The organism is Pedobacter sp. (assembly GCF_035317785.1).
Taxonomy (GTDB): Bacteria; Bacteroidota; Bacteroidia; order Sphingobacteriales; family Sphingobacteriaceae; genus Pedobacter.
On the sequence record NZ_DATHGC010000112.1, the window covers coordinates 1 to 21,487 of the forward strand.

General features: G+C 41.0%; 17 protein-coding genes. 9 read left to right on the top strand and 8 right to left on the bottom strand.

Annotated elements, in window-relative coordinates; all coding sequences use genetic code 11:
* The 3 genes from VK541_RS06700 to arr all read left to right on the top strand — a co-directional run.
* A partial coding sequence (locus VK541_RS06700; protein ID WP_324368180.1) for a gliding motility-associated C-terminal domain-containing protein occupies positions 1-1,097 on the top strand: 1,097 nt, incomplete at its 5' end.
* A gap of 84 nt (positions 1,098-1,181) precedes the next feature.
* Positions 1,182-1,643 carry a MarR family winged helix-turn-helix transcriptional regulator gene (locus VK541_RS06705; protein WP_324368182.1) on the top strand — a complete coding sequence of 154 codons (462 nt, stop codon included), beginning with the start codon at positions 1,182-1,184 and terminating at the stop codon, positions 1,641-1,643.
* A 285-nt stretch (positions 1,644-1,928) separates the two neighbouring features.
* On the top strand, positions 1,929-2,399 hold the full coding sequence (gene arr, locus VK541_RS25735) for an NAD(+)--rifampin ADP-ribosyltransferase (protein ID WP_414692610.1): 471 nt from the start codon (positions 1,929-1,931) through the stop codon (positions 2,397-2,399).
* A gap of 144 nt (positions 2,400-2,543) precedes the next feature.
* Here the strand turns inward: arr and VK541_RS06715 are convergent, their stop codons facing one another.
* A complete protein-coding gene (locus VK541_RS06715) occupies positions 2,544-4,007 on the bottom strand; it encodes a serine hydrolase (protein ID WP_324368186.1) in 1,464 nt (487 codons plus the stop codon).
* Positions 4,008-4,237: 230 nt separating this feature from the next.
* Positions 4,238-4,660: a hypothetical protein gene (locus VK541_RS06720; RefSeq protein ID WP_324368188.1), complete on the bottom strand. Its 423-nt coding sequence runs from the start codon at positions 4,658-4,660 to the stop codon at positions 4,238-4,240.
* Between the two features lie 173 nt (positions 4,661-4,833).
* On the opposite strand from VK541_RS06720, the gene VK541_RS06725 reads away from it, so the two are divergent.
* The 4 genes from VK541_RS06725 to VK541_RS06740 all read left to right on the top strand — a co-directional run bounded on the left by VK541_RS06725 (position 4,834) and on the right by VK541_RS06740 (position 9,312).
* Positions 4,834-5,385 carry a hypothetical protein gene (locus tag VK541_RS06725; RefSeq protein WP_324368189.1) on the top strand — a complete coding sequence of 184 codons (552 nt, stop codon included), beginning with the start codon at positions 4,834-4,836 and terminating at the stop codon, positions 5,383-5,385.
* A 53-nt stretch (positions 5,386-5,438) separates the two neighbouring features.
* Complete coding sequence (locus tag VK541_RS06730; RefSeq protein ID WP_324368191.1) at positions 5,439-6,041, top strand: hypothetical protein; 603 nt, start codon at positions 5,439-5,441, stop codon at positions 6,039-6,041.
* Positions 6,042-6,200: 159 nt separating this feature from the next.
* A complete protein-coding gene (locus VK541_RS06735; RefSeq protein ID WP_324368193.1) occupies positions 6,201-7,898 on the top strand; it encodes an IPT/TIG domain-containing protein in 1,698 nt (565 codons plus the stop codon).
* A gap of 319 nt (positions 7,899-8,217) precedes the next feature.
* Positions 8,218-9,312: a hypothetical protein gene (locus VK541_RS06740; protein WP_324368195.1), complete on the top strand. Its 1,095-nt coding sequence runs from the start codon at positions 8,218-8,220 to the stop codon at positions 9,310-9,312.
* A gap of 26 nt (positions 9,313-9,338) precedes the next feature.
* On the opposite strand, the gene VK541_RS06745 is transcribed toward VK541_RS06740, so the two are convergent.
* Positions 9,339-9,599, bottom strand: a complete 261-nt coding sequence (locus VK541_RS06745; RefSeq protein ID WP_324368197.1) for an AAA family ATPase — start codon at positions 9,597-9,599, stop codon at positions 9,339-9,341.
* Between the two features lie 313 nt (positions 9,600-9,912).
* On the opposite strand from VK541_RS06745, the gene VK541_RS06750 reads away from it, so the two are divergent.
* A complete protein-coding gene (locus VK541_RS06750) occupies positions 9,913-10,305 on the top strand; it encodes a DoxX family protein (RefSeq protein ID WP_324368199.1) in 393 nt (130 codons plus the stop codon).
* Positions 10,306-10,818: 513 nt separating this feature from the next.
* Here the strand turns inward: VK541_RS06750 and VK541_RS06755 are convergent.
* The 5 genes from VK541_RS06755 to VK541_RS06775 all read right to left on the bottom strand — a co-directional run bounded on the left by VK541_RS06755 (position 10,819) and on the right by VK541_RS06775 (position 20,338).
* Complete coding sequence (locus VK541_RS06755; RefSeq protein ID WP_324368201.1) at positions 10,819-11,805, bottom strand: Rpn family recombination-promoting nuclease/putative transposase; 987 nt, start codon at positions 11,803-11,805, stop codon at positions 10,819-10,821.
* Between the two features lie 246 nt (positions 11,806-12,051).
* The gene (locus VK541_RS06760) at positions 12,052-13,239 is read right to left on the bottom strand and encodes a DUF4419 domain-containing protein (RefSeq protein WP_324368203.1); all 1,188 of its coding nucleotides are present in this window, start codon (positions 13,237-13,239) and stop codon (positions 12,052-12,054) included.
* 115 nt (positions 13,240-13,354) lie between these two features.
* Positions 13,355-15,493 (bottom strand): hypothetical protein, encoded by a 2,139-nt coding sequence (locus VK541_RS06765; protein ID WP_324368205.1) that lies wholly within the window; start codon positions 15,491-15,493, stop codon positions 13,355-13,357.
* Positions 15,494-15,549: 56 nt separating this feature from the next.
* Entirely contained in the window at positions 15,550-17,169 is a 1,620-nt protein-coding gene (locus VK541_RS06770) for a RagB/SusD family nutrient uptake outer membrane protein (protein ID WP_324368207.1), read from the bottom strand.
* A gap of 10 nt (positions 17,170-17,179) precedes the next feature.
* The gene (locus VK541_RS06775) at positions 17,180-20,338 is read right to left on the bottom strand and encodes a TonB-dependent receptor (protein ID WP_324368209.1); all 3,159 of its coding nucleotides are present in this window, start codon (positions 20,336-20,338) and stop codon (positions 17,180-17,182) included.
* Positions 20,339-20,656: 318 nt separating this feature from the next.
* Here VK541_RS06775 and VK541_RS06780 point away from each other — a divergent pair, with 318 nt between their 5' ends.
* Complete coding sequence (locus VK541_RS06780; RefSeq protein ID WP_324368211.1) at positions 20,657-21,466, top strand: phytanoyl-CoA dioxygenase family protein; 810 nt, start codon at positions 20,657-20,659, stop codon at positions 21,464-21,466.
* Positions 21,467-21,487: the final 21 nt, after the last annotated feature.

Below are 21,487 nucleotides of genomic sequence, written 5' to 3' on the forward strand. Positions count from 1 at the left end.
AGGGAACCTACCATCTGGTTTTCAGCAATAATTCAGGTTGTAAGAAAGAAAGCCGGCCATTCACCATTGAAACCGCCATTACCGCATATCCCGGATACCAAATTACCACATCCCCTGCGAACTGCGACGAATTTAATGGCAGTATCAGCATCGACTTTGGATCAGGGATCGGGCCCGATCAAATCCGGGTGGCAGATGAAAACAATCTCCCTGCAGGAAACACAGCCAGCACTCCAAACTTAAAACCGGGCAATTATGCCATTTATTTTACCATGGATGGTGAATGTGAAACGCTCTACAGACAAGTCAATGTGGGCTTGGTTCCGAAACTGACCATCCATTACGAAGGACTATCCGTGAACAAGGACAACTGCATGCAGGGTAAGGGCTCAATAAACGGCATCGGCATTAGCGGTGGTACGCCGCCTTATATCTATAAATGGCAGGAAAGCAACACCGGACTTACCTTTTCATCACCTGAACTCAACAACGTGTATGCTGGACAATATCGCCTTACAGTAAAAGATCAAAATGATTGTGAGGCCGTAACAGGCATCATCGATATTGCAAATACCGGTTCTTTCATAGCTCCCCCACAGACAGATCCGGTAACCGCCTGTCCCGGTACCGAGGTCATCATACGTGTCAGAGATGCTCACATGAACTCAGGGGTGTACAACTTATATAAAGGATCTGCTATCACTCCTGTTGCTTCAAATGTGATGGGCTCATTTAAGATCATCACAGATCTGGTTTCGAATTATGTGCTCAGCTATAAAATCGGAGAATGTGAAAGCGAAAAAGTCCCGCTCAAACTCATATTGGGAGAACCAAATATCCAAATCCCCAACACCTTTTCCCCAAATGGTGATGGCATCAACGATAGCTGGCAAATACAGGAACTATCCAAATATACCGGAATATCGGTCACTATATTTAACAGAAACGGACAAAAGATATTCAGTTCCACCGGATATGATAAACCATTCGATGGAAGGTGGCAAGGAACTGACCTCCCTATTGGTACCTATTATTATGTAATAGACCTGAAAGGGAGCTGCAGTTCACTAAAGGGGGGAGTTACTATTATAAGATAGCTAGAATTTCTACCGTAATTACTTGAATTACTCAAAAATTAAACTTATCTTTGTAACTAAGATAATCATCAAGTAAGACAATACATGGGTAAGAGCGATATTGATCGAATCAGAAAACTAGTTCAGGCATATGCTTATACTTCTATTCAAATGCATGAAGCTATCGGCCGAAAGGCAGGATTTTCAGGCACTGATCATAAATACTTAGGGTTTTTAATTCAGCGGGGACAAATGACAGCTGGCGAGTTTTCAAACTTGACGGGACTGACCACAGGTGCCGTTACGGGTTTAATAGACAGATTTGAAAAGAAGAATTTACTGGAAAGACAATTTTCCAGGGACGACAGACGAAAGGTAATCATCGTACCAAACACCGAAAAAATCATGGCGCTTTTGGCGCCGCTTTATAAAGAATTCCGGCACAAGTCGGAAATGCTTACCGCTTCATTTTCAGAAGAGGAAAACAAGATCATTGAAACCTATTTTTCAAAGGCAATTGAAATCATGATCGAAACAACAAATAACCTTAGTAACGAACAATCATAGAAAAATCAGAAAATGGAATTCAACCCAAGCAACAATGTAGTCAAGCTCAGTCTTCAGGGTATGGGCATGGAAGAACAAGGCAAACCTGAAGAAGCAAACAAACTTTTTCTTCAGGCCTGGAACGAAGCGACTGACGATTTAGAAAAATTTATTGCAGCTTATTATGTAGCCCGACATCAAAAAAATGTTTCAGACAAACTCAAATGGCTGGAAACGGCTTTGCAGTTTGCATTAAAAATAAACGACGACTCAGTTAAGAGTGCTTACCCATCTCTATATTTTAACATTGCCAAATGCTATGAGGAATTAAACGACCCTGACAAGGCAAAAACGAATCATGACTTAGCAAACTCATTTAAAGATAAACCTTCTGACAAGGGTCCTTTTTATCATGGCACGAAAGCAGATTTAAAGGTTGGCGATTTACTGACACCAGGGGGCAGTTCTAACTATCAACCCGAACTCAAAATGAATCACATTTATTTCACAGGCCTTGTTAACGGTGCGGGACTTGCTGCTTCCCTGGCAAATAGCGATAGACCTGAGCGTGTTTATATGATTGAACCGACAGGGAATTTTGAAAATGATCCGAATGTTACCGACAAAAAATTTCCAGGCAATCCGACACGTTCCTATCGCTCACAATCCCCATTAAAAATCGTTGGCGAAGTGACAGATTGGGAGAGAATGGCACCAGAGGAACTTCAAAAATGGCGTGAAAAGCTGGCCAATAATAAGGGAGAGATTATAAATTAATCCGACCCGGATACCACCCGGGTTTGACGGTATCCCAACCCCGTCAAGCCCGGGTGAGATTCGTATGGGATACGGTGTGACGCGTTTGGGAGGTTAAAGGAGGATAAGAGGAAAATATCGTATGCAAAAGCGGATGTTATAATATTACGGTTTTGACAGCCTTTTTAACCTCCAGATTCCGGTTGCATTTTTAGGGTCTGTTTTTAGTAGTTTCCCATAAACATCAACCGCCATTTTAACATGACCAGTTCGTGTATAAAGGTCTGCCAGGCTTTCATAAGTCTGTGTAGAATTTGGATACTCCGTCAGGTTAAATTTGTATAATTTAATAGCGTCGTCCATCTTATTGGCTTTTCGCAATTCATCGCCTGCATAAATAAGCACACGCTCATCAAATACGAGATCCGCATTTTTAGCCTCTTTAAGCCGAAGATATAAAGTAATGGCGGCATCCGCTCCCTTAAGCTTAGCCGCAGAATTAATGGTATCCAACAGCGTCCATTGATATTGATAAGGTTTTAAGGCATACGTCGAATCCAGAATATGCTTGGCAATATCATTAAGATCGTTAACCGTGTTTGACAAGACCACAACGCCCCTGTTTTTCTTTTTATCAAAACCAACAAAGGAACGGTAACCAGCAGTTGCCCCATCTTTAAATAAGATTTGTTTACCGTTATCGTCCAGAAGCGTCCAGCCCAAAGTGATATAGGCATCATCCCCGCCTTTTTTAACCTGCTTCACATGAGACAGTTCCATAGCCGGGTACAGATCAGATTTCATCAGCCCTAAATTTGCTGCTACAAAATTGAGCATATCATTTACATTAGATCTCAAAGCACCATTACTCGCTACAGCAGGCATGTCCCAGTTCGCAACAGGTTTTCCATATTCGTTATGCCCGGTGGCCATATTTTTTTTAAGTTCCGGCGTCAGGGTAATTACAGTACTGTTCATTTTTAAAGGCGAAAAGACCCGTTCCTTTACCAGTGATTCATAATCTTTACCGGATACCTTTACCATTACCTGCCCCAGCAGCGAATAGCCGGTATTGGAATACTGAAACTGAGAACCCGGTTTATGGTCCGGTTTAAACCTGGAAACATATTCAAACAGCTGCTCCACTGTATAATCAGCGTAAGGATTTTCAAGATTTTTGGGGTAATGGTTATCCGGGAAACGCGGGAACCCGGCAGTGTGCGTTGCTAAATTTAAAAGTGTAATGTCACTCACGTTCTTATCCTGCGGTTTTGCATATTCAGGAAGGAATTTGACAAGTGAATCACTAAGGCTGAGCTGCTTTTTTAAATTCATATCGGCTAATACCAACGAAGTAACCACCTTAGTTACCGAGCCAATTTCATACTCGGTATTGCCATCCGGCAGACGGGGATCTTTGTCACTCAAAACGCCCGCACTTATCACATGCCTGCCATTTGCGTCAACAATGCCTACTATGATGCTCTTGCTTCGTTTATTGTCGACCTCCTTTTTAAGGATGGAATAAATACTATCAACTGGTATTTGTGCTAAAGCCGAACTTGTTTTGAAGAAGACAGAAATAAATACAAAGGCTGTTGTGGCTTTTAAAAAGGTTCTTGCCGTCATGTCAATGTTTTAAAAATAAGACACAGAAAGTTGTTTGTTGTTACACTACTATGATCTATACCGCAAGTACGTACCGGCAAATCAGCGCTGGGGCATTACACTTTGGAATGTTGGAAATGCAGATTCCTGGCTTACCAACCAGCTATTAAAAAACTCTTCTGATTGCTAATTATTCCCCGGCAGAATCTCATCAATGATGCGTTGAATTTTGGCGACTTCGGGAAAACTAGTCAATTCCGGATTTGAATAGAATTATTTTGCTGTAACAGGAAGAATAAATATGCTCCCAAAAATATTCCTGCTGCTGTTGCATAAATATCAGCTATGTCAAATATAAGCCCTGTCCCTTTTTGTGTCATTTCGTGTAGAAGAAATCCTGTTAAACCGACGATAGTAAATACAAATAACAATAATATTTTATATTTCTTTGGAATGGGTTTGCCAGATGAGCTTTGCACTAGAATAACTATAACTATTGCTATTGACATAAAACCCAAAGGAGCAAGAAAATTGGGAAGCCATCCTAATATATCACTAAGTAGTCCATATTTTCTTTGACCATATATTGGCCTCAAAAAAGTCCTTATCAATTCATTTAATATTAATATCAAAGCCGGAAGAAAAAGAATCAGTCTACTTTTTTGTTGCGTCATATTTAGATGGAGTCTCTGGAATCAACTTTTTTATCTTTTAAAGATACGTGCTAGTTCGTAAATAATATTAATTCGACTAAAGCTTTCTGTTTATTTCATATAGGTTCTTTAATCTTTTTAAAGGAATTTACACCTTTAAATTCTAAGTCTAAAATAATTATTTACATTCGGATATGAATACGCTTTCGAAAATCAAAAAACACTTTAAACAAAAAACATATTGCACGATAATTCGAGAAATTGACGGCAAATCTGCTGGCAACTTCCATGGGTATATTGTAGACTACACGAAAGAGTTTTTGATCCTGCAAGAAAGTGACGACTTCCTTTTAAAAGGATTTAAAATCTTACCATTGGATACTGTTATTAAGATTCGAAATAATCGTAATGATAAGTGCTGCGACAAGATCATGCGATCTGAGAAAGTCTGGGATGAAATTAACTATACACGTAACGTTGACTTAACGAGCTGGTCAACAATTTTTAACAGCATCCAAAAACTGGGATTTAATGTAATTATTGAAAACGAACATCCGAAGGAAAGCACTTTTGATATCGGCCCGATCATTAAGGTTAAGGAAAAATACGTTCGAATCTGGTACTTTAATGCTGAAGGAGTGTTTCGAACAAACACAACAAAGTTTAAGTGGAAACATATAACCGTTGTCACTTTTGATGACCGGTATATCAATGTATTTAGTAAATATTTAAAGGGGTCAGAATAGAAGAATGACTACCCCTAGCCTCTCAGTTTTGATTAAACCCCATTTTTTACAATATGAAACATCTGCTCTCAGTCCTGATTCTTTCCGCATTGTTTGGTTGCAGTGCCAAAACAAGTAAACAATTAGCCGATCCACTAGAGATCATCAAACAAAGGGAGAAAACATCAGGAGAAAAAGACTATGCTTATTTGGGTAAATTCCTTGGAACCATTTCCTTCGAGGTCAAGACAACCGACACCGCCAGTTTCGAAGACGGCCTTATACCCTGGGCCAGTTTGGAAAAACCTGAACAGGATATCCCAGAGCTTAAAGACGCAGAAGAGACTTTAATCAGCCGGAAGACAGCAATCGTATTGATAGATTATCCATTAAGAAATGAATATAAGTTTGAACTTAACTCTGAAACTGGTTTTACGAGGGAGTTTCTGCTCAAAGAGATTAGCAAGACCTACTATAAAATTTATGCCGAAGAGGAAGCTACAGCAACTGTCAAAACTATCCCGATAGAAAAGCGAACTAAGATGTACAACCGCAACGAAACCAATGGTAAATACGGAATCTGGGGTCACGACATCGCGGACCTGGTACTTGCAGAGATACAAGTTTATGAAACCTCAGATAAAAAACTAGTGCTCGTTCTTGTCATAAACTCTTGAGAGCCGAAGCGGCAATTGATTTTCATAATACTAAACTTGATTCTAAAGTAATATAGAATATAATGGCGTCGCAGGTACCTATGTTATTTACACCTTGTAGTCCAACTATGTAATATGATTTTTATCTTTGCAGAAATTTAAACTTCATAATACGCTCTCATGTACACTGGAAAAACTCATATCTGCCTTCTCACAACCCTTACCATTGCATTGTTAGTTATCCTGTCAGGCTGTAAAAAGGGTGAAAAACTGTCAGATCAGGAAGACACCCACCCGGGTGTATTTGCGCTCGAAATTATTCCCATTTCCCCGACCAGGGTTACTTTGAAAGGTAGTCTGACCAGTAAGGGAAAGATAAAGGTTCAGGATTATGGATTTGTTTACGATGTAAGGGGGTATTTTGACGGGCCGACTATGAAGACTGTTTCACTGGGCAGCGAAGCAAAGACAGGGGAGTTTACCACGATTATCGAAGGCCTCAATCCCGGAATGTATGTAGACGATCGCGACGAATTATATATCAAAGCCTACTATACCAACGAATCCGGAACTGTTTACAGCGAACGGATCAGGGTGGATATGCCTAAGTTATCCTCTCAGCGCGTATATCCTTTAGAGGGGAAGATCGGTGACAAGATCACCATCTCGGGAGATTTCTTCATTTCCGGGACGAAACAGCTCAAAGTTCTTTTCGAACAGCTTGAGGCAAGGATCGTATCCGCAACCGACAAAGAGATCGTAGTAGAAGTACCTGCGGGTATTCCATTGCGCCATAAAGAATGGGTCACGGTCGACGTCAATATTGATGGTCAGATCATTAGGGCTGATAATGACTTTGTCATTCTTGCTTCTTTCCGTGACTTCAGTCCCAAATCAGGTCCGATAGGTACACTTCTTCATTTCACTGGAGAGAACCTTCCTGCAGGATTTAGTACCGTCAGTAACATTGCAGTGAAAATAGGTGAAGAAGCGGCGCACACCGGTGCAGCCGAGGAATTTGTTACCAACGTTCCGAGTGTTAAAGCGGTCAAAAATAAGGTAAGTTTCAAGGTTAACGGAGTAGAGGTCATCCTTCCGGGTGAGTTTACGGTTACGCCGCCGATTATCTCATCAGTTTCTCCAACGGTTGCATATGCCGGTGACCAGCTGACGATAAAAGGATCTAATTTCCCGCTCATTGAAGTATTTGACTTCGCAAAGGTCAATGTGGGAACGTTATCTACTTCTGCAGGGATTTATGAAGGGGATATTTTGGCTTCAATACCTTATATGCCAGCGGGGACTTATCCGCTGAGCCTTACATCGGGGCCTTTCACTATACTTGCACCGCAACAATTGACCATAAAACCATTCGAAATGTTTTCCTTTTCGCCTGCTGCGCAATATACCGGAAGTACCATCATTATTAAAGGAAACACTTTCAGCCATAGTCCTTCATTTGCTGTATTTTTTGGAGATAAGCGAGTTGAGGGACGGACCATTTCAGATTCAGAATTGTCGGTAGAAGTACCAATGGGTGTCAACGGTGATCAGTTTAAAATGACAGTTCAGATGAATAGCGGTGAAAGGTATCCGGTCCCCGGCACTTTTGTAGTGAAAGGACCAGTCATTCAATCTATTTCTCCATTATCTGGTGGCCCGGGTACCCAGGTTACGGTGAAAGGGGCTAATTTCAGGTCAGCTGGGACTAATGGCTATATAAACCTGGGGCCTGGTTACGTTGACATTGATGAAGTCATTGAAAATACCATAAAGTTTACCATCCCGCATTCTGCTGCTCCCAGCACGACAAAGGTTACCGTAACAATTTTTGAGCAGCGTGTTACCAGTGAATCCAGCTTCACCGTGACAAAGTGATAATGCTACATCTAAGTAAGAATCCATAAGAACCTGAACTTAATTAAACAGATAAGCCAAATTTTAGTAATTTATTTTTACATTTATTAAAGTCATGTTAGTGTTATGTCTGTACTAGTTGGTTTTATTATCGAATTTTTCCACTGGATGATCCTGGATATTCTCTTCCAGGGTATTTGCCGTCTTTTAAAAAGCGCTTATAGATTCTTTTTCCCGCTTCCAGCTAAGCCCCTTCCTAAAAAAAGAAAAATCAAGTTTGATTTAGTGCGGTAGTTTTGTGTTTAACACAATGCCACGAACTTTTTGCTACTTTTATTTTATGAATAGAACCTTGTTAACGCTGCTCGTTATTTGTTGTCATTCGCTCTCCTATTCACAGGAGAAACAAGAACGCATCTTGTACATAGTTGATAGCATCCCGATTTATGATGATCCTGATGATGAGGATCAAATTGTAAATAATGACATCTATAACTTAGAAGTAATTACAAACAGTAGCCGATTAAAAGCACTAGGCTATGAGGGAAAATTTGAGAAAATAATGATGCTCACTACCAAAGCCTATGCTGCGCGTTCAGCGGAACTCAAAAAAATAGCTACTACAAAATTGATGGAGAAAAAAGAAGGGCGCTGGTACAATACAGGATCCGACAGTCCTTTCAGCGGTAAGTTCATCGACTATTTTATGAGCGGCAAAATACAGGGCGAAGGCGTGCTAAAGGAAGGTGTTATTGAAGGGATCAGAACCGTTTATTACCCTAACGGAAACAAAAGACATTCATACACTTATGAAAATGGGATTGAAAACGGAGAATCAAAGGAATACTTCTTAAACGGAAGGTTAAGACAGCAGGGAAATTTTCTCAATAAAAAAGAGGCAGGTCTCTGGCAGATCTATTATTCCTCCGGAAAATTGAAACTGGAGATAAACTACGTCAACAATAAGCAGGTGTTGTCAAAAGAGCAAACTAAGTTCCTCAGCAATTTAAATAAAGGTGCCAGCTTAATGAAAGATGGCGATTTTAAAGGAGCGATTAAGAAACTTGACGAGGCCCAAGCATTAAATCCGGAATATGCTGACGTGTATTTTTACAGGGGTACTGCCAGGCTCAATAACATGGACTTTGACAATGCTGTTGTCGATTTTGACAAGGCAATTGAAATGGAACCTTTATACATGGAGGCACTTGGCAACCGTGCATTCACCAGGATAAGAAAATATGAATTCAAAGATGGCCGGACGCTTAGCTCAAACAAAGAAGTCACCATAATGGCAACAAAGGATAAAGTGCCTATACCAGATGAAGATCTGGATAAAATACGTGCAGATTTAAAATTGTGTTACGAATTGGGTGACCGTAAGCCTATGATTCTTGATGCGATAAGCAGGTATGGTAATGATGCCAGGAAGTAAAAAATCAGAGATGCGGCAATTGATTTTCATACCCCAAAATAACAAAATTCTGCTGCGCCTTTCTCGAAGCAGATGGAAGAATTAATATCATCCATGGTGATATACATCGCATCACCACTGAACCCATATTCGGCTTTTAAACGCTGTAACAGTAGCGTAGTCTTTCCTGTTCCCCTTGCCCCTAATATGCCAATTAAACGATCATTCCAGTCTATCTCACGTGCTTGATTGCGTATAATAGTCATGGACAGATCCTGAATAACAATATTAGATTTTAAATTTTCCATATCGCAAATAATAAATGCATCTTATGAGTGCAATTCATTAGCGTATGAATAACCTCTGTTTCATAAAACTGTCAGGCCATAGACAAGTACGGTTTTCATATATGCAGCAGCCCAAATCATAGCCAATCAGCCTCATCATCAAAACCATATTGAATGGCGGAAATCATTTTGAAAGTGCTAACTTACTATTCTCAATTTACAAATGCGATGTCGCAATTTGCCCTTAGAATTGTCATTTTAAGCCAGCACCATTTAGGAAACGACCTGGTATATTTGTAAAAGCGAATTGCTAAAAAACTTAAAAAAATATAAAATGAGAAACAAGATCACCTTCGTACTCAGTCTGCTGTTCGGACTGATGTTCATCAATGCCGGGCTCAACAAATTCTTTAACTATATGCCCGTACCGGAAAATATGCCCGAACCCCTGGTAAAAGCGATGACCGCCATCATGGCTATAGGCTGGCTGATGCCACTGATTGCATGGGCGGAATTGGTGGGCGGCCTGCTCATCATCTTTCCCAGAACACGCGCGCTCGGTGCACTCATTATCGTACCTGTAATGGTAGGGATCATGCTCACCAACACTGTGACCGAGGCCTCCGGTTTACCTATTGCACTACCTTTTTGTGCCATACTGATCTGGATCATCTATGAAAACAGGGAGAAATATTTGCCGATGATAAGCGGACAACAAACCCTATAGAGATTAGACCAGGCACCTTCCGCCCGGTTCCTGGTTCCTTTTTCTGCAGCGCTTTGGTCTACCGGTGTCCTTACTTATTTACGGGGAAGTCTGAAATATTGATTTTACCAATCCGACTTGTCAAAAATAAAAGCAAGCTGACCAGAAGCATTACAGTCACAGTATGAATATTGTCCAAAGCAGGGTTTATTATATTCGTTTATAAATTAACCTCCTTATGAAATTCTTTATAACATTTATCTCCTGTTTCATGCTGATGTCTGCGCTTCCATTCCTGTGGAATCAATTTTCATTTGTTGAAGCAGGCTTTCCGTTTCCTTACCTGCACAAGAAAAGCTTTGAGACAGCAGATTCAAGTGCTATGATGATCTCTTTTTTGAGAGTGAATTTATTATATGACCTGATTATAACGGCGGTTTTAGCCTGGGTGTTCGTTTATATCAGAACTCGCTTCCGCAATATTTAATTTAAGGATCATCCGGCTCATCCATGGAAGTCTTCATATGGGCGAATTTAAATCAGTGATCCAATCTCTTCTAATGATAGCTTTGTATACTTTGAAATCTTTTCTATAGGCTCATTATCTGTCAGCATTTGACGGGCCGTCTCTACAGCATTTTCGTATTTACCCTCTTCCTTACCTTCAGCTTTACCCTCTTCCTTACCTTCAGCCTTACCTTCAGCTTTACCTTCGGCCCAACCCTCTGCTTTATTAGCTTCTTCCCTAGCTTCTTCTATTGCATAGCTAAGCGCACTGGCATTATCACGTTGAATTTTTAAGCTTTGCTGATACTCGTTCATCTCTTCCGGGGTTAAGTTGCCAACTTCTGCAATCTCGAATACACGTTCATATTCTTGCTTTCCTCTCAAAGATAATGGAATATCATCTAATTTCTTTAAATTATTTAAGATGTAAAGCCACTCATCCAACTCGTTTTCAAGCTGGCCCTCAGATTTTTTAAACTTAGGCATCTCAATAAATATATAGCCCAGCTTCGGATAAAACTGCTCACCAGTTTCTACCTCCATCAGACGAACATCATGAATAAAATGATCAGGATGGCTGTTGTCAAACTTAAAATTCATAATCGCCAGAAAGTAGATTTCCGGCAGCAGATAATCCCAATCCGCAACCACTCCTACACCCTGTTCCTGGATCAGATTTGCCGTATAGAAAATACTCCGGTCTTTAAAATTTTTGACTTTGGCTTTCTGCATTTCAATGATGAAGTTTTCACCCTTATCGCCGGTGCAGTACAGATCAAATATTGTTTTCCGGTAATCACGGCCAGGGCCTTTGTATTCCGTGTTTTTATACTGAATATCGACTATTACTTTCCTTCCCCTGAACACACCGTTCAGGAATTTGATCAGAAAGTCCCGGTTAGGGGCTTTACCGAAAATATGCTTGAAGCCAAAGTCGGTATAAGGATCAATAAAACGGGTAAGCTCATCTTCAGTATTGCTAACAATATCATTCGCTGTGTCTGTCTTTAACATATAGTTTGAAAGTAAGTCAGGGCAAAGATAACAGCTGAAATTCAAAAAACAAATCAAAATAAAACCCATAAGAAACATATATTTCAATATAATTAATATTGATCCAATTATTTGAAATAAAAATCAAAATATTGACAATACAAAAATTGCTATTATACAATGGATTGCACGCAAATAGATTCTTTTTCCGGCTCCCAAGAAACCAATGCAGGAGGGCTACCTCAACGTCAACTTGTTACCACCCCTTTACTTCTTTTCCGTTTTTTGATTTATTGCCCAGCCAATTTCAGGCTTCACATTAAACGATTGCTTATCCTGTTTAACCCCCATAAAACCTGCCCAGAATTCCATATTTAAAGACTCTTTAACAGCCCCGCTCTCATCCTTTAGCTCAAGTATGAAGGGCACGTTAACCATCTCTTTAGGCAGCGTATTTACGAACAAGATCTCCTTGAACTCCGATCGCCGTAAATAAAGGGTTCTGGTTTTATAGGACGGGGCGTCTGTATTCTCCAGCATCACATCCATAGGTACATTGCCAGCAGTCACTTTCTTTTCCGCTACAGGAGGAGAACCGCCCTGCAGGTAAGGGTAAAATTTCAACAGCCAGCCATCGATGCCATTGTATGAACCGTATGCACCAAGCTGGTGGTATTTGACCATGTTCATCCAAAACTGCTTATCAAGTTTTCCTTCCTTTGTGTCAATGATTTTCTGAATAACGGGCTTCAATTCCGACGTCCACCACTTCAGATCATACTTAGACAGATTGTCCAGCCGCTTAAGGATTTTTTTCCAGTCTCCAACGCTTCCTTCAACGGTAACCTCAGGAATACCACAACCGACAAAGGAAACCTTATAGTTAAAAAACTCCTTCATAGACTCCATAATCGTAATTTGAGTTGCCACCCGCACCGTTGGCGTAGTCGTTGTAAAATCAGCGGACAAGTTATCGATCAATGTCTTTCCCGTAAAACCAGCGATCTGCTCTGCAAACTCCGGAAACACAGTTTCCCATTGGAAATCGGCCAGGTTCTTTATCCCAGACATATCCCGCTCCACGGTCAGCATTTTTTTTCCTTCAAAATTTACAATCTGCGACCTGATTTTTTCCGGTGCATTGTTCACGTGATTTGCGAATCCCTGGCAGATCAGCAGCCAGGCAATATCCGGGCTGATCGTCACCGGATAATGATTTTGATAAGCCCTAAGATAACCTAAAATGACAGGATGTGTACCAAAGTCTGTCAGATCATCCGTAACCGATAGCTTCACGAAATTCTTATCAATATTTTCGTACAACTTATTACTGGCGGTAGTTGGCATTAATTTTTCGGGTTTACTCAACGTCTCTATCTGATAAGTTTCCGACTGAGCGTATGCCTTACCCAATGTCAGGGTAAGGAAGAACATCATGATATAGAATTTATTCATCGCAATATTTGGTTAAGCGTTAAAGTATCTGAATTTACGAGAAAATATTGTAAATCTTTAGCATTGATCCGCTCAAGAAAAGACTCCACCAGGTTATTCACCATTCGTCTTTACTTTATGGCGCTTTTTTAAGATTCTCCCATCTTACTACCCAAGAGCCATCCTTTGGCCACCCCGGTTGATGAATATTTTTGTCACCATCCCAGCCGGCAGTCATCATAGCCACCGCATACAACAGGCCTCCGTTAGAAGGAATATATGGATAAGGATTGCCGCCGCCTACAAGACCATGGCTGTCAAATCCGAATTTTTTAGACGGATGTAAAAGCATCTCCACCGCGTCTTTCGGATGTCCAAGTCTGGCTGCACACATCGCTACCATTGGAAAATCCCAACCCCAACCTGTATCATATTTCCATACAGACTGTACTTTTTGGTAAGTCTTTTCCATTATCTTCAGGTCAACGCCATTTCCGGGCAAAACACCAAACACCCCCGTCATAGCCGGATGTTCAAAGTTAAATTTTGTCCACATGCTGTCGATGCCTTCCCATTGTTCATACAGGCTGTCTCTTGCCGGTATTGGAGCCAATCCATTCAATACGCTTTCCCACTCCGCCTTTGGCTTTGCCTTCAACCTGCCTTTCCATTGCAGGGCGGTCTGCAGTCCAAATCGCCAATACGACATTTCGAAAGCGGGGTTTTGTGTAGTAAATGCATTATTGTTCTCCGGAACTGTTTTCATAGGCGGGCCTAATATATACTCATTCCTGGCCTTGTCTAAAAATGCATAGGAGGCCATAAAATCCGCCGTCTCTTGTATGATATTGTCCCATTTTTTTAATGTTTTCAAGGTAGGATGGGCACGATAATCCAGTTCGGCAAAAAAAATGGGATGGGGTTGCTGCCAGATTAAAAAGGCATGTGTCTGGTCCGGCCATTCCCGTCCGTAAGGGCCAGTACATTTAGGCCACCTGGCACCTTCATATCCCTGTAATTTTGCTCTTTCTCGCGATGAGGATAAGTTGTCAGCATAGACATTCAGACTGTTTTCCAGTAATGGCCACCGATCCCATAACGCATAGTGAGCTGAATGCCACCAGTACATTTCATAGTGAAACCGGCCATACCAGCTATTATTAACCAACCCGGTTTCCTGTGGCGGGTATTTTCCCGATGCATTTATTTTCATCAGGTATTGTGACAAGACTATTCGCCGCTCCAGCTCCATCCACCGGCTATCTTTACTCCCGGAGAGATCAATTGCACCACCACTTTTCCAAAAATCAGGCCATCCAGCAGCGCTGTTTAAGCATACCTGTGTAAAGCTTGGCATAGCGTAAGTAACGCGGTCGGGCGAAAAACAAAACACATATTCCACGGAATTCGATCCTTCAGGACTGAATTTAAAATAATGTTCCTTTTCTTTCTCTACTTTTCCTACTCCTGTCCATCGAGCCTTTACCTGATACGTAGTGCTGTCCAGCTTTCTGTTAAAGCTGACCTGATTATGCCCCTCACTGCGTATCGTTGTTTGATGTGCATTCTGTTTTTGATAATCAGAACCTGTACTAAAATATTGAAGACTGGCGTAAGGAAATTCAATGAAGACACCAAGGCGGCCGGCAGTGATCAGCGGCGACTCTATCTTAAACGCTACAATATCCTTTGAAGGGTCGCCCACTGTAGTTACTTTGACCGGTATACCCTCTATGGTGAAGTTGCTTTCGGCCATTGCAGTCCATAAGTCGAAATATTGAACCGGCTCCTTGATATCAGTTTTACCAGCCATATCACCGCTCTTTTTCTTTAACCAAAGACCAATGCGCCCCAGATTAAAACGATGTGGATTACTGGCCAGCCATTGGGTAAGTTCGGGTTGTTTCGGATTCGGTAGGTCGTATGGTACCGCGCGGCCATGTGTTTCCTGCTCTGTTTTTATGAAATCAGCAGCTGTCAGACCCTTTGGAGGTTGTGTACTGTGCCAGCTCCAATGTGACATGGTGGTGAATTTATCGTTAAAGGTTTGCATACCCGTAACATCAAACCCGTAGGCGAAATTCCCGTTACCAACCTGTGTTGGCCCTGCCGCATCCAGATCAGTAAGCTTTATGTTATGCCTTTGAACCAATACTTTTCGGTTGATGGTACCGGATTTTAATTCCTGGGCGATTACCTGCTTGCCTGTCAATAAAGCAATTATCATCAGGATATTCCTGACTATTGCTATGACCCTCTGATATTTTTTTACCATATGATTCGTGAAAGTATTCGCTTACGCGGATTAAGTGACATTATTATTTTTTATTCTCAATACCCAGGATTTTGTGGTAGTGCACCTTGACTTTTGTCAACTTCCGAACGTGGTATAGGCACAAGATAATTGGCATCTTTAAATACCCTGTCGATGATTTTAACAAATGCATAGGTTTTAACCGAACCTGACTTTTGTATATTCATGCCCATCAGACTTTTACTTTCTGTCGAGCTGGCAATTTTCCAGCGACGAACATCAAAAAAGCGGTGTTCTTCAAAAGCCAGTTCTATACGTCTTTCATTCTGAATCCGTTTTTTCAGCTTTTCGCCGCTGTCATTTACGGCAGGCATACTTACACCCGGCCGTGAGCGGACCTTATTTAAATATTCACGGGCAGTGGCTTCATCGCCAAGTTCAAATTTAGCTTCGGCATAATTTAATAATATTTCAGCATATCTGAAAAATATCCAGGGATTTGTGGGTTTGACTGTAGAACCGGCTGGCGGTATACTTTCTATAAGAAACTTCTTCAGAAAGTATGATGTAAGAGATGAATTCCAGCCTTGATTACCTTCAGGCGAGTCTTTTCCACCATGGTAACTTTCCGTTTCCCTGCCAGCCCAAATAGACCCGTCATGTAGAATAGTCGCTTCAAATCTCGGATCTCTTCCATTATAGGGGTTGTTTGGATCATATCCGGAAGCTGGATTTAACAACCATAAACCGTCGGGCTGCTCGATATAAGGCAATTCTCCTGTTGCCTTCATTTCATAGGCATTAACGAGGTTTTGGGTTGGATTGTGGGCGCCCCATCCGTCTGACCCATTGCGTCCCTGTTCCAAATTAAAGTTGGTATTATTAGCTTGGGTAAAGTAACGCGCAAAAATAATTTCCTTGTTGTTAGCCAGAAAAGTACCCTGGTAATCAGGGTTGAGGCTATAGCCTGCGTTCAGTAAAGCTTCACTCGCATCGGCTGCAGCCTGCCATTTGCTCTGGTCATGTGTCGGATTATTTAGCGCACTAGCACTGTATAACAACACACGGCTCTTTAGTGCTTTACAGGCATTGGCAGATGCCCGTCCTAGTTGACCGCCGGGCTGATCAGGCGGCAATAAGCCCGCGGCAATATCCAGCTCGCTCACAATGTACTTCACACAATCGTCATAACTCGCCCTGGAAACTTTAAAATCGTCATTAAGTGCAAATACTTTGGTTATCAAGGGTACACCTCCGTAGCGCCAGATCAGATTTGCATACAAATTAGCCCGCAAGAACATCATTTCACCTTTAACGCCATTTTTAAAAGTACCATCTCCGGGTGCCCCGTCAATCTTAGAAAAGAACACATTGATATTCCGGATATTATTATACGCAAAATTAAAGTAATTAACCTTGCCGCCGATATCGGCGACATTATCAGCAGTAATCGCTCCGGTTTGAACTACTCGCAAATTTGTCCAGTTATGGATATTATACATCTCATCGGTAGCTGCAGAAAGTAAATCTTGACGAAAACCATGCTGAAGGGTATTATAAGTAGCATTTACGTATAACGTGACCAACAACTGATCGTTCCATATGTCTGCCTCAGAAAGTTTATCCAAAGGTTTCAACTCGAGTTTGTTACAGGCGCTTCCGGTGATTATCAGTAATATATAGATTATCTTTTTCATTTCGTTAAATTTATAATGTAACATTGATGCCAAAATTAATTACCCGCTGCGGAGGATAATACCAATAGTCGGTTGTTTCCGGATCAAATCCCAGATCCTTCATATGGTCGTAGATGACAAACAGATTGCTTCCGCTAACGGATACCCGCACGTTTTTCACCTTAGCTTTTGCCAACAGATCCTTCGGAAGATTATATCCCAATTCAACATTTCTCACCTTTAAAAAACCAGCATTCAACAACCATTGAGTAGAGTTATTAGTATTATTATTAAATAATTCATAAGATGCTCTAGGCATGGCAGCATCGGTATTTTGCGGCGTCCATCGGTCCTCCGCGCGCCACGAAAGAAAATTCCCCAGGGAATAGCTCATAACAGGAAAATAACCACCGAAGTAAGATTTTGCATTTTCCTGGCCTTGCAGCAATACAGAAAGGTCGAAGCCTTTGTAATGGAAATTTGCATTAAAACCAAAAGTAATCTCTGGAACATTAGTTTGATTCACACGAATCTGATCCCGAGAATTCAGCTCACCATCCTTATTGACATCTTCATATTTCAGGTCTCCGGGCCGCGCATTCACAAAATGAGGATAGGCAGCTACTTCCCCATCGTCTTTAAACACACCTATCGCGTTGTAGTAAAGCCCTGCACCGATCGGGCGTCCCGTGGCCAATTGGTATTGCTCCGCCGCCGGTTGCTCGTCACTGAAAACTACCTTGTTTCTTGCGAACGCTACATTTCCAGAAAAGTTATATTTAAATGCATGATTATTATTTGCATGAGTTAATACCAACTCAAAGCCCTTATTATCCACTATGCCAATATTTTCATCGGGCAATACCAATCCTGTGTAGCCAGGAATAATGGCTGATCGTTTCGTGAGGATATCAGCCCTTCTGGTTTTAAAGTATTCAAATGTGACACCTAATTTTCCATTCCAAAGATTTGCGTCTAGCCCAATGTTTCCAGTTTTCGCAGTTTCCCATGTGATATTTGGGTTTGGAACACCGGTTTGAACCAGACCTGTAACATCATTATTGTTAATAACAAAATTATTGCCATACCCATATGTTTGAAGGTACTGGAAAGAGTTGACCAAGTCATTCCCTAAAACACCATACGAGGCTCTGATCTTCAAATCATTAATAAAGCCATATTTTTTTAAAAAAGCCTCTTCAGATATTCTATATCCAATTGATGCGCTTGGAAAATTGCCCCATCTTTTAGCCGATGGAAAATTGGGTGAACCATCCCGGCGCATGGTAAATTCAGCCAGGTACTTACTGTCATAATCATAGGTAATCCTTCCAAAATAATTTTTACGCGCACCCTGGCCTGCAGATCCGTCATTGCCTTGCTTAGCCTTGTCACTGCTACCGGCAAAAATCTCAGGCAGGGCAGTTGACACGAAATCACTACGATAAGCAGATACAAAATTACTTTTAGTTGTTTGCTGTTCATAACCCAGCAACCCGGCAAAATTGTGTTTACCAAACTTACGGTCATAATTTAATCTTGTGGTTAAGTAAAGCAATGAACCTATGTCAGTCCGATCCAACAGGTCTGCATTATTCACACCAAAACCTGATCTTGCCTTGGTATAGCCATCACCTGTTGTATTCTTATAATAAACATATGTGGGTAGCTGCCATGTTTTTCTAAATTGAGTATTAGGATCATAGCTCCCACTTCCGCTTAAAGAAAGACCTTTAACCCAGGGTAATGTCCATTTAGCAAATAAGGTCGTTTGGATAGTAGTAGTTTTAACATCCTGATAACCATTATCATCACTCACAAAATTGATAATATTGTCATTGGCACGGTTTGGAGTTATTAAATCTGTTCCGGGCCAATACGGCACCCAATTGGGTTGGTACAGGTAGATATGACTATTGAGCTCGTTCATACTCCTATAAGGAAAATGATTATTATCAAAGCGCGTTGCCAAATTTATTCCAACTTTGAAATTGTCTGTGACTTGTACATCCACATTTGATCGCAAATTATACTGCTTTACCTTAGTTGAGCCAAAATTATATTGCCCATCCTGCATTACCTCGCCAAATGAAAGAAAGTATTGTGCGCCATTACTACCGCCAGAAACAGAAAGGTCCGTTCTGTGCTGAGGGGTCCATTTTTTCACAATAAAGTCATACCAGTTAAAATTGGCATAATTAGGATCCGATCCATCTTTAAATTTTTCCAGTTCCTCAGAACTATACTTTGCCGGGCGACCCTCTCCTTGTTCAATTTCATTATAAACATTAAAGAAAGTGTAAGAATCTGCCATTACAGGATTTCTTGTAGGCCCTGTAAACCCTTGATTAAATGATAAATTAATGGTAGGTGCCGCATTAGCACCTCCGCGCTTAGTGGTCACCAATATAACTCCATTAGCTGCACGGGCCCCATAGATTGCCGCTGAAGCGTCCTTAAGTACCGAAATACTTTCTATATCATTCGGGTTGATTTGTCCCAGGCCACTTCGCTCAACACCATCTATAATAACCAGGGCAGACGAATTCCCTGTTGTACTGCGTCCTCGGATACTTATTGACGGATTGTCCCGACCCGGTTCACCTGAGCGATTATTAATAATAACACCCGGTAAACGGCCTGCTAGTGAATTTGCCACATTAATGGAGGGGCTTTTGACAATCTCACTGCCCTTAACGGCTACTACCGAACCAGTAACAGTTGCTTTTTTCTGTGTACCATAACCAACAACCACAATTTCATTTAAGTTCCCTGCAACCGCTTCCATGGAAACATTAACAACTGTATTAGATCGAAGTGCTATTTCCTTTGTCTGATAACCGACAACAGAAAAAACGAGTGTTCCAGAGGCCTGGGGGACATTAATATTATATTCACCATTCTCATTTGTAGCTACGGTTTGCCCTGTTTCTTTGTGAAGTACCGTGGCCCCCGGAATTGGCATCCCTTGTCCGTCAGTAACTTTCCCTTTGATCGTTATCAATTGATAATCAGAACGAATTATTCTGCCCCCGGTTACATTCGGAAATCTATTAATTTCATCTCTGTTTCCCCTGTCCGGATGTGTTCCGGTCAATGTATGGGAAATAGCGGCATTTCCATAGAAAAATACCACTCCTAGTAGCAGAACCTTCCGCCAATCATCAATTTGTAGAAATCTTTTTTTCATACTTTTAGGTTTAATATTTGGTTATCAATAACCTGCAATTTTGACAGGATGTATAAAAACATTCAGATTACTTGTTATCTATGTTTTTGAACACTGCTTTGAATACATCAAAAGTATCGACAGTTAAAATCGCTCGTTTATCTTAAATTGGTTTTTTTTTACACTTTTTGATATTTCTATTTTCGAACCTGAGAGATCGGGACAAATCGTATTCTGCCAGGCAGAAATATCAAAAAGTATAAAATTTTGTCATTTATTTACTTTTTAGCTCTATTGGAAGGTTATAGTTTTGGAAGTTGAAACAATAAAACCCTATTTATGAAAAGTGACCTAACACCAAGCCAGAAAGAACAATATAAAAGAGATGGTTTTTTAATTATCGAAGACTTTTTATCACCAGAAGAGCTTGGTTTTTGGCGCCAGGCGCTGGATGAAGCCGTAGAAAAAAGAGCCGGAAGAAAAATGCCGGACAGAAGAGAAGTCTATGGAAAAGGGGACGATGTCGACAAATCTTATTATGACAACGTATTTGCGCAATTAATCAATCTATGGAAAGACAACGATAAAATACGTCAGATCATGCTTGATGAGCGCCTCGGGAAGATGGCAGCAGAGCTTGCTGACGTTGATGGCATCAGAATATGGCATGACCAGGCCCTGATTAAGAAACCATGGGCAAATCCTACCTCATGGCATCTCGACACTCCCTATTGGTCATTTAGTGATAAACGAGCATTATCTATCTGGGTAGCACTTGACGATACCACTTACGAGAATGGTTGTCTGTTTTTCATTCCTGGTTCATATCATGAAACCAATTTTGAAAATCCCGGTATAGGAAAAAACATGGGTGCCATATTTACGACGTATCCTGAATTTTCAAAGTCGCAATCAGTACCCGCGCTTATGAAAGCTGGAAGTTGTTCTTTCCATAACGGACTCACCATCCACGGAGCGCACGCCAATATGACTTCGGGACAAAGGAGAGCAATGACCTGCGCCTACATGCCAGATGGCAATATATACAATGGGACACCAAATATATTGAGCGAAGAACAGCTAGAAAATATCAAAATAGGGGATCTGCTGAATGATGATGAGATCAACCCGTTAATCTATAAACGCTGACGCGACAAATAACGATTAACT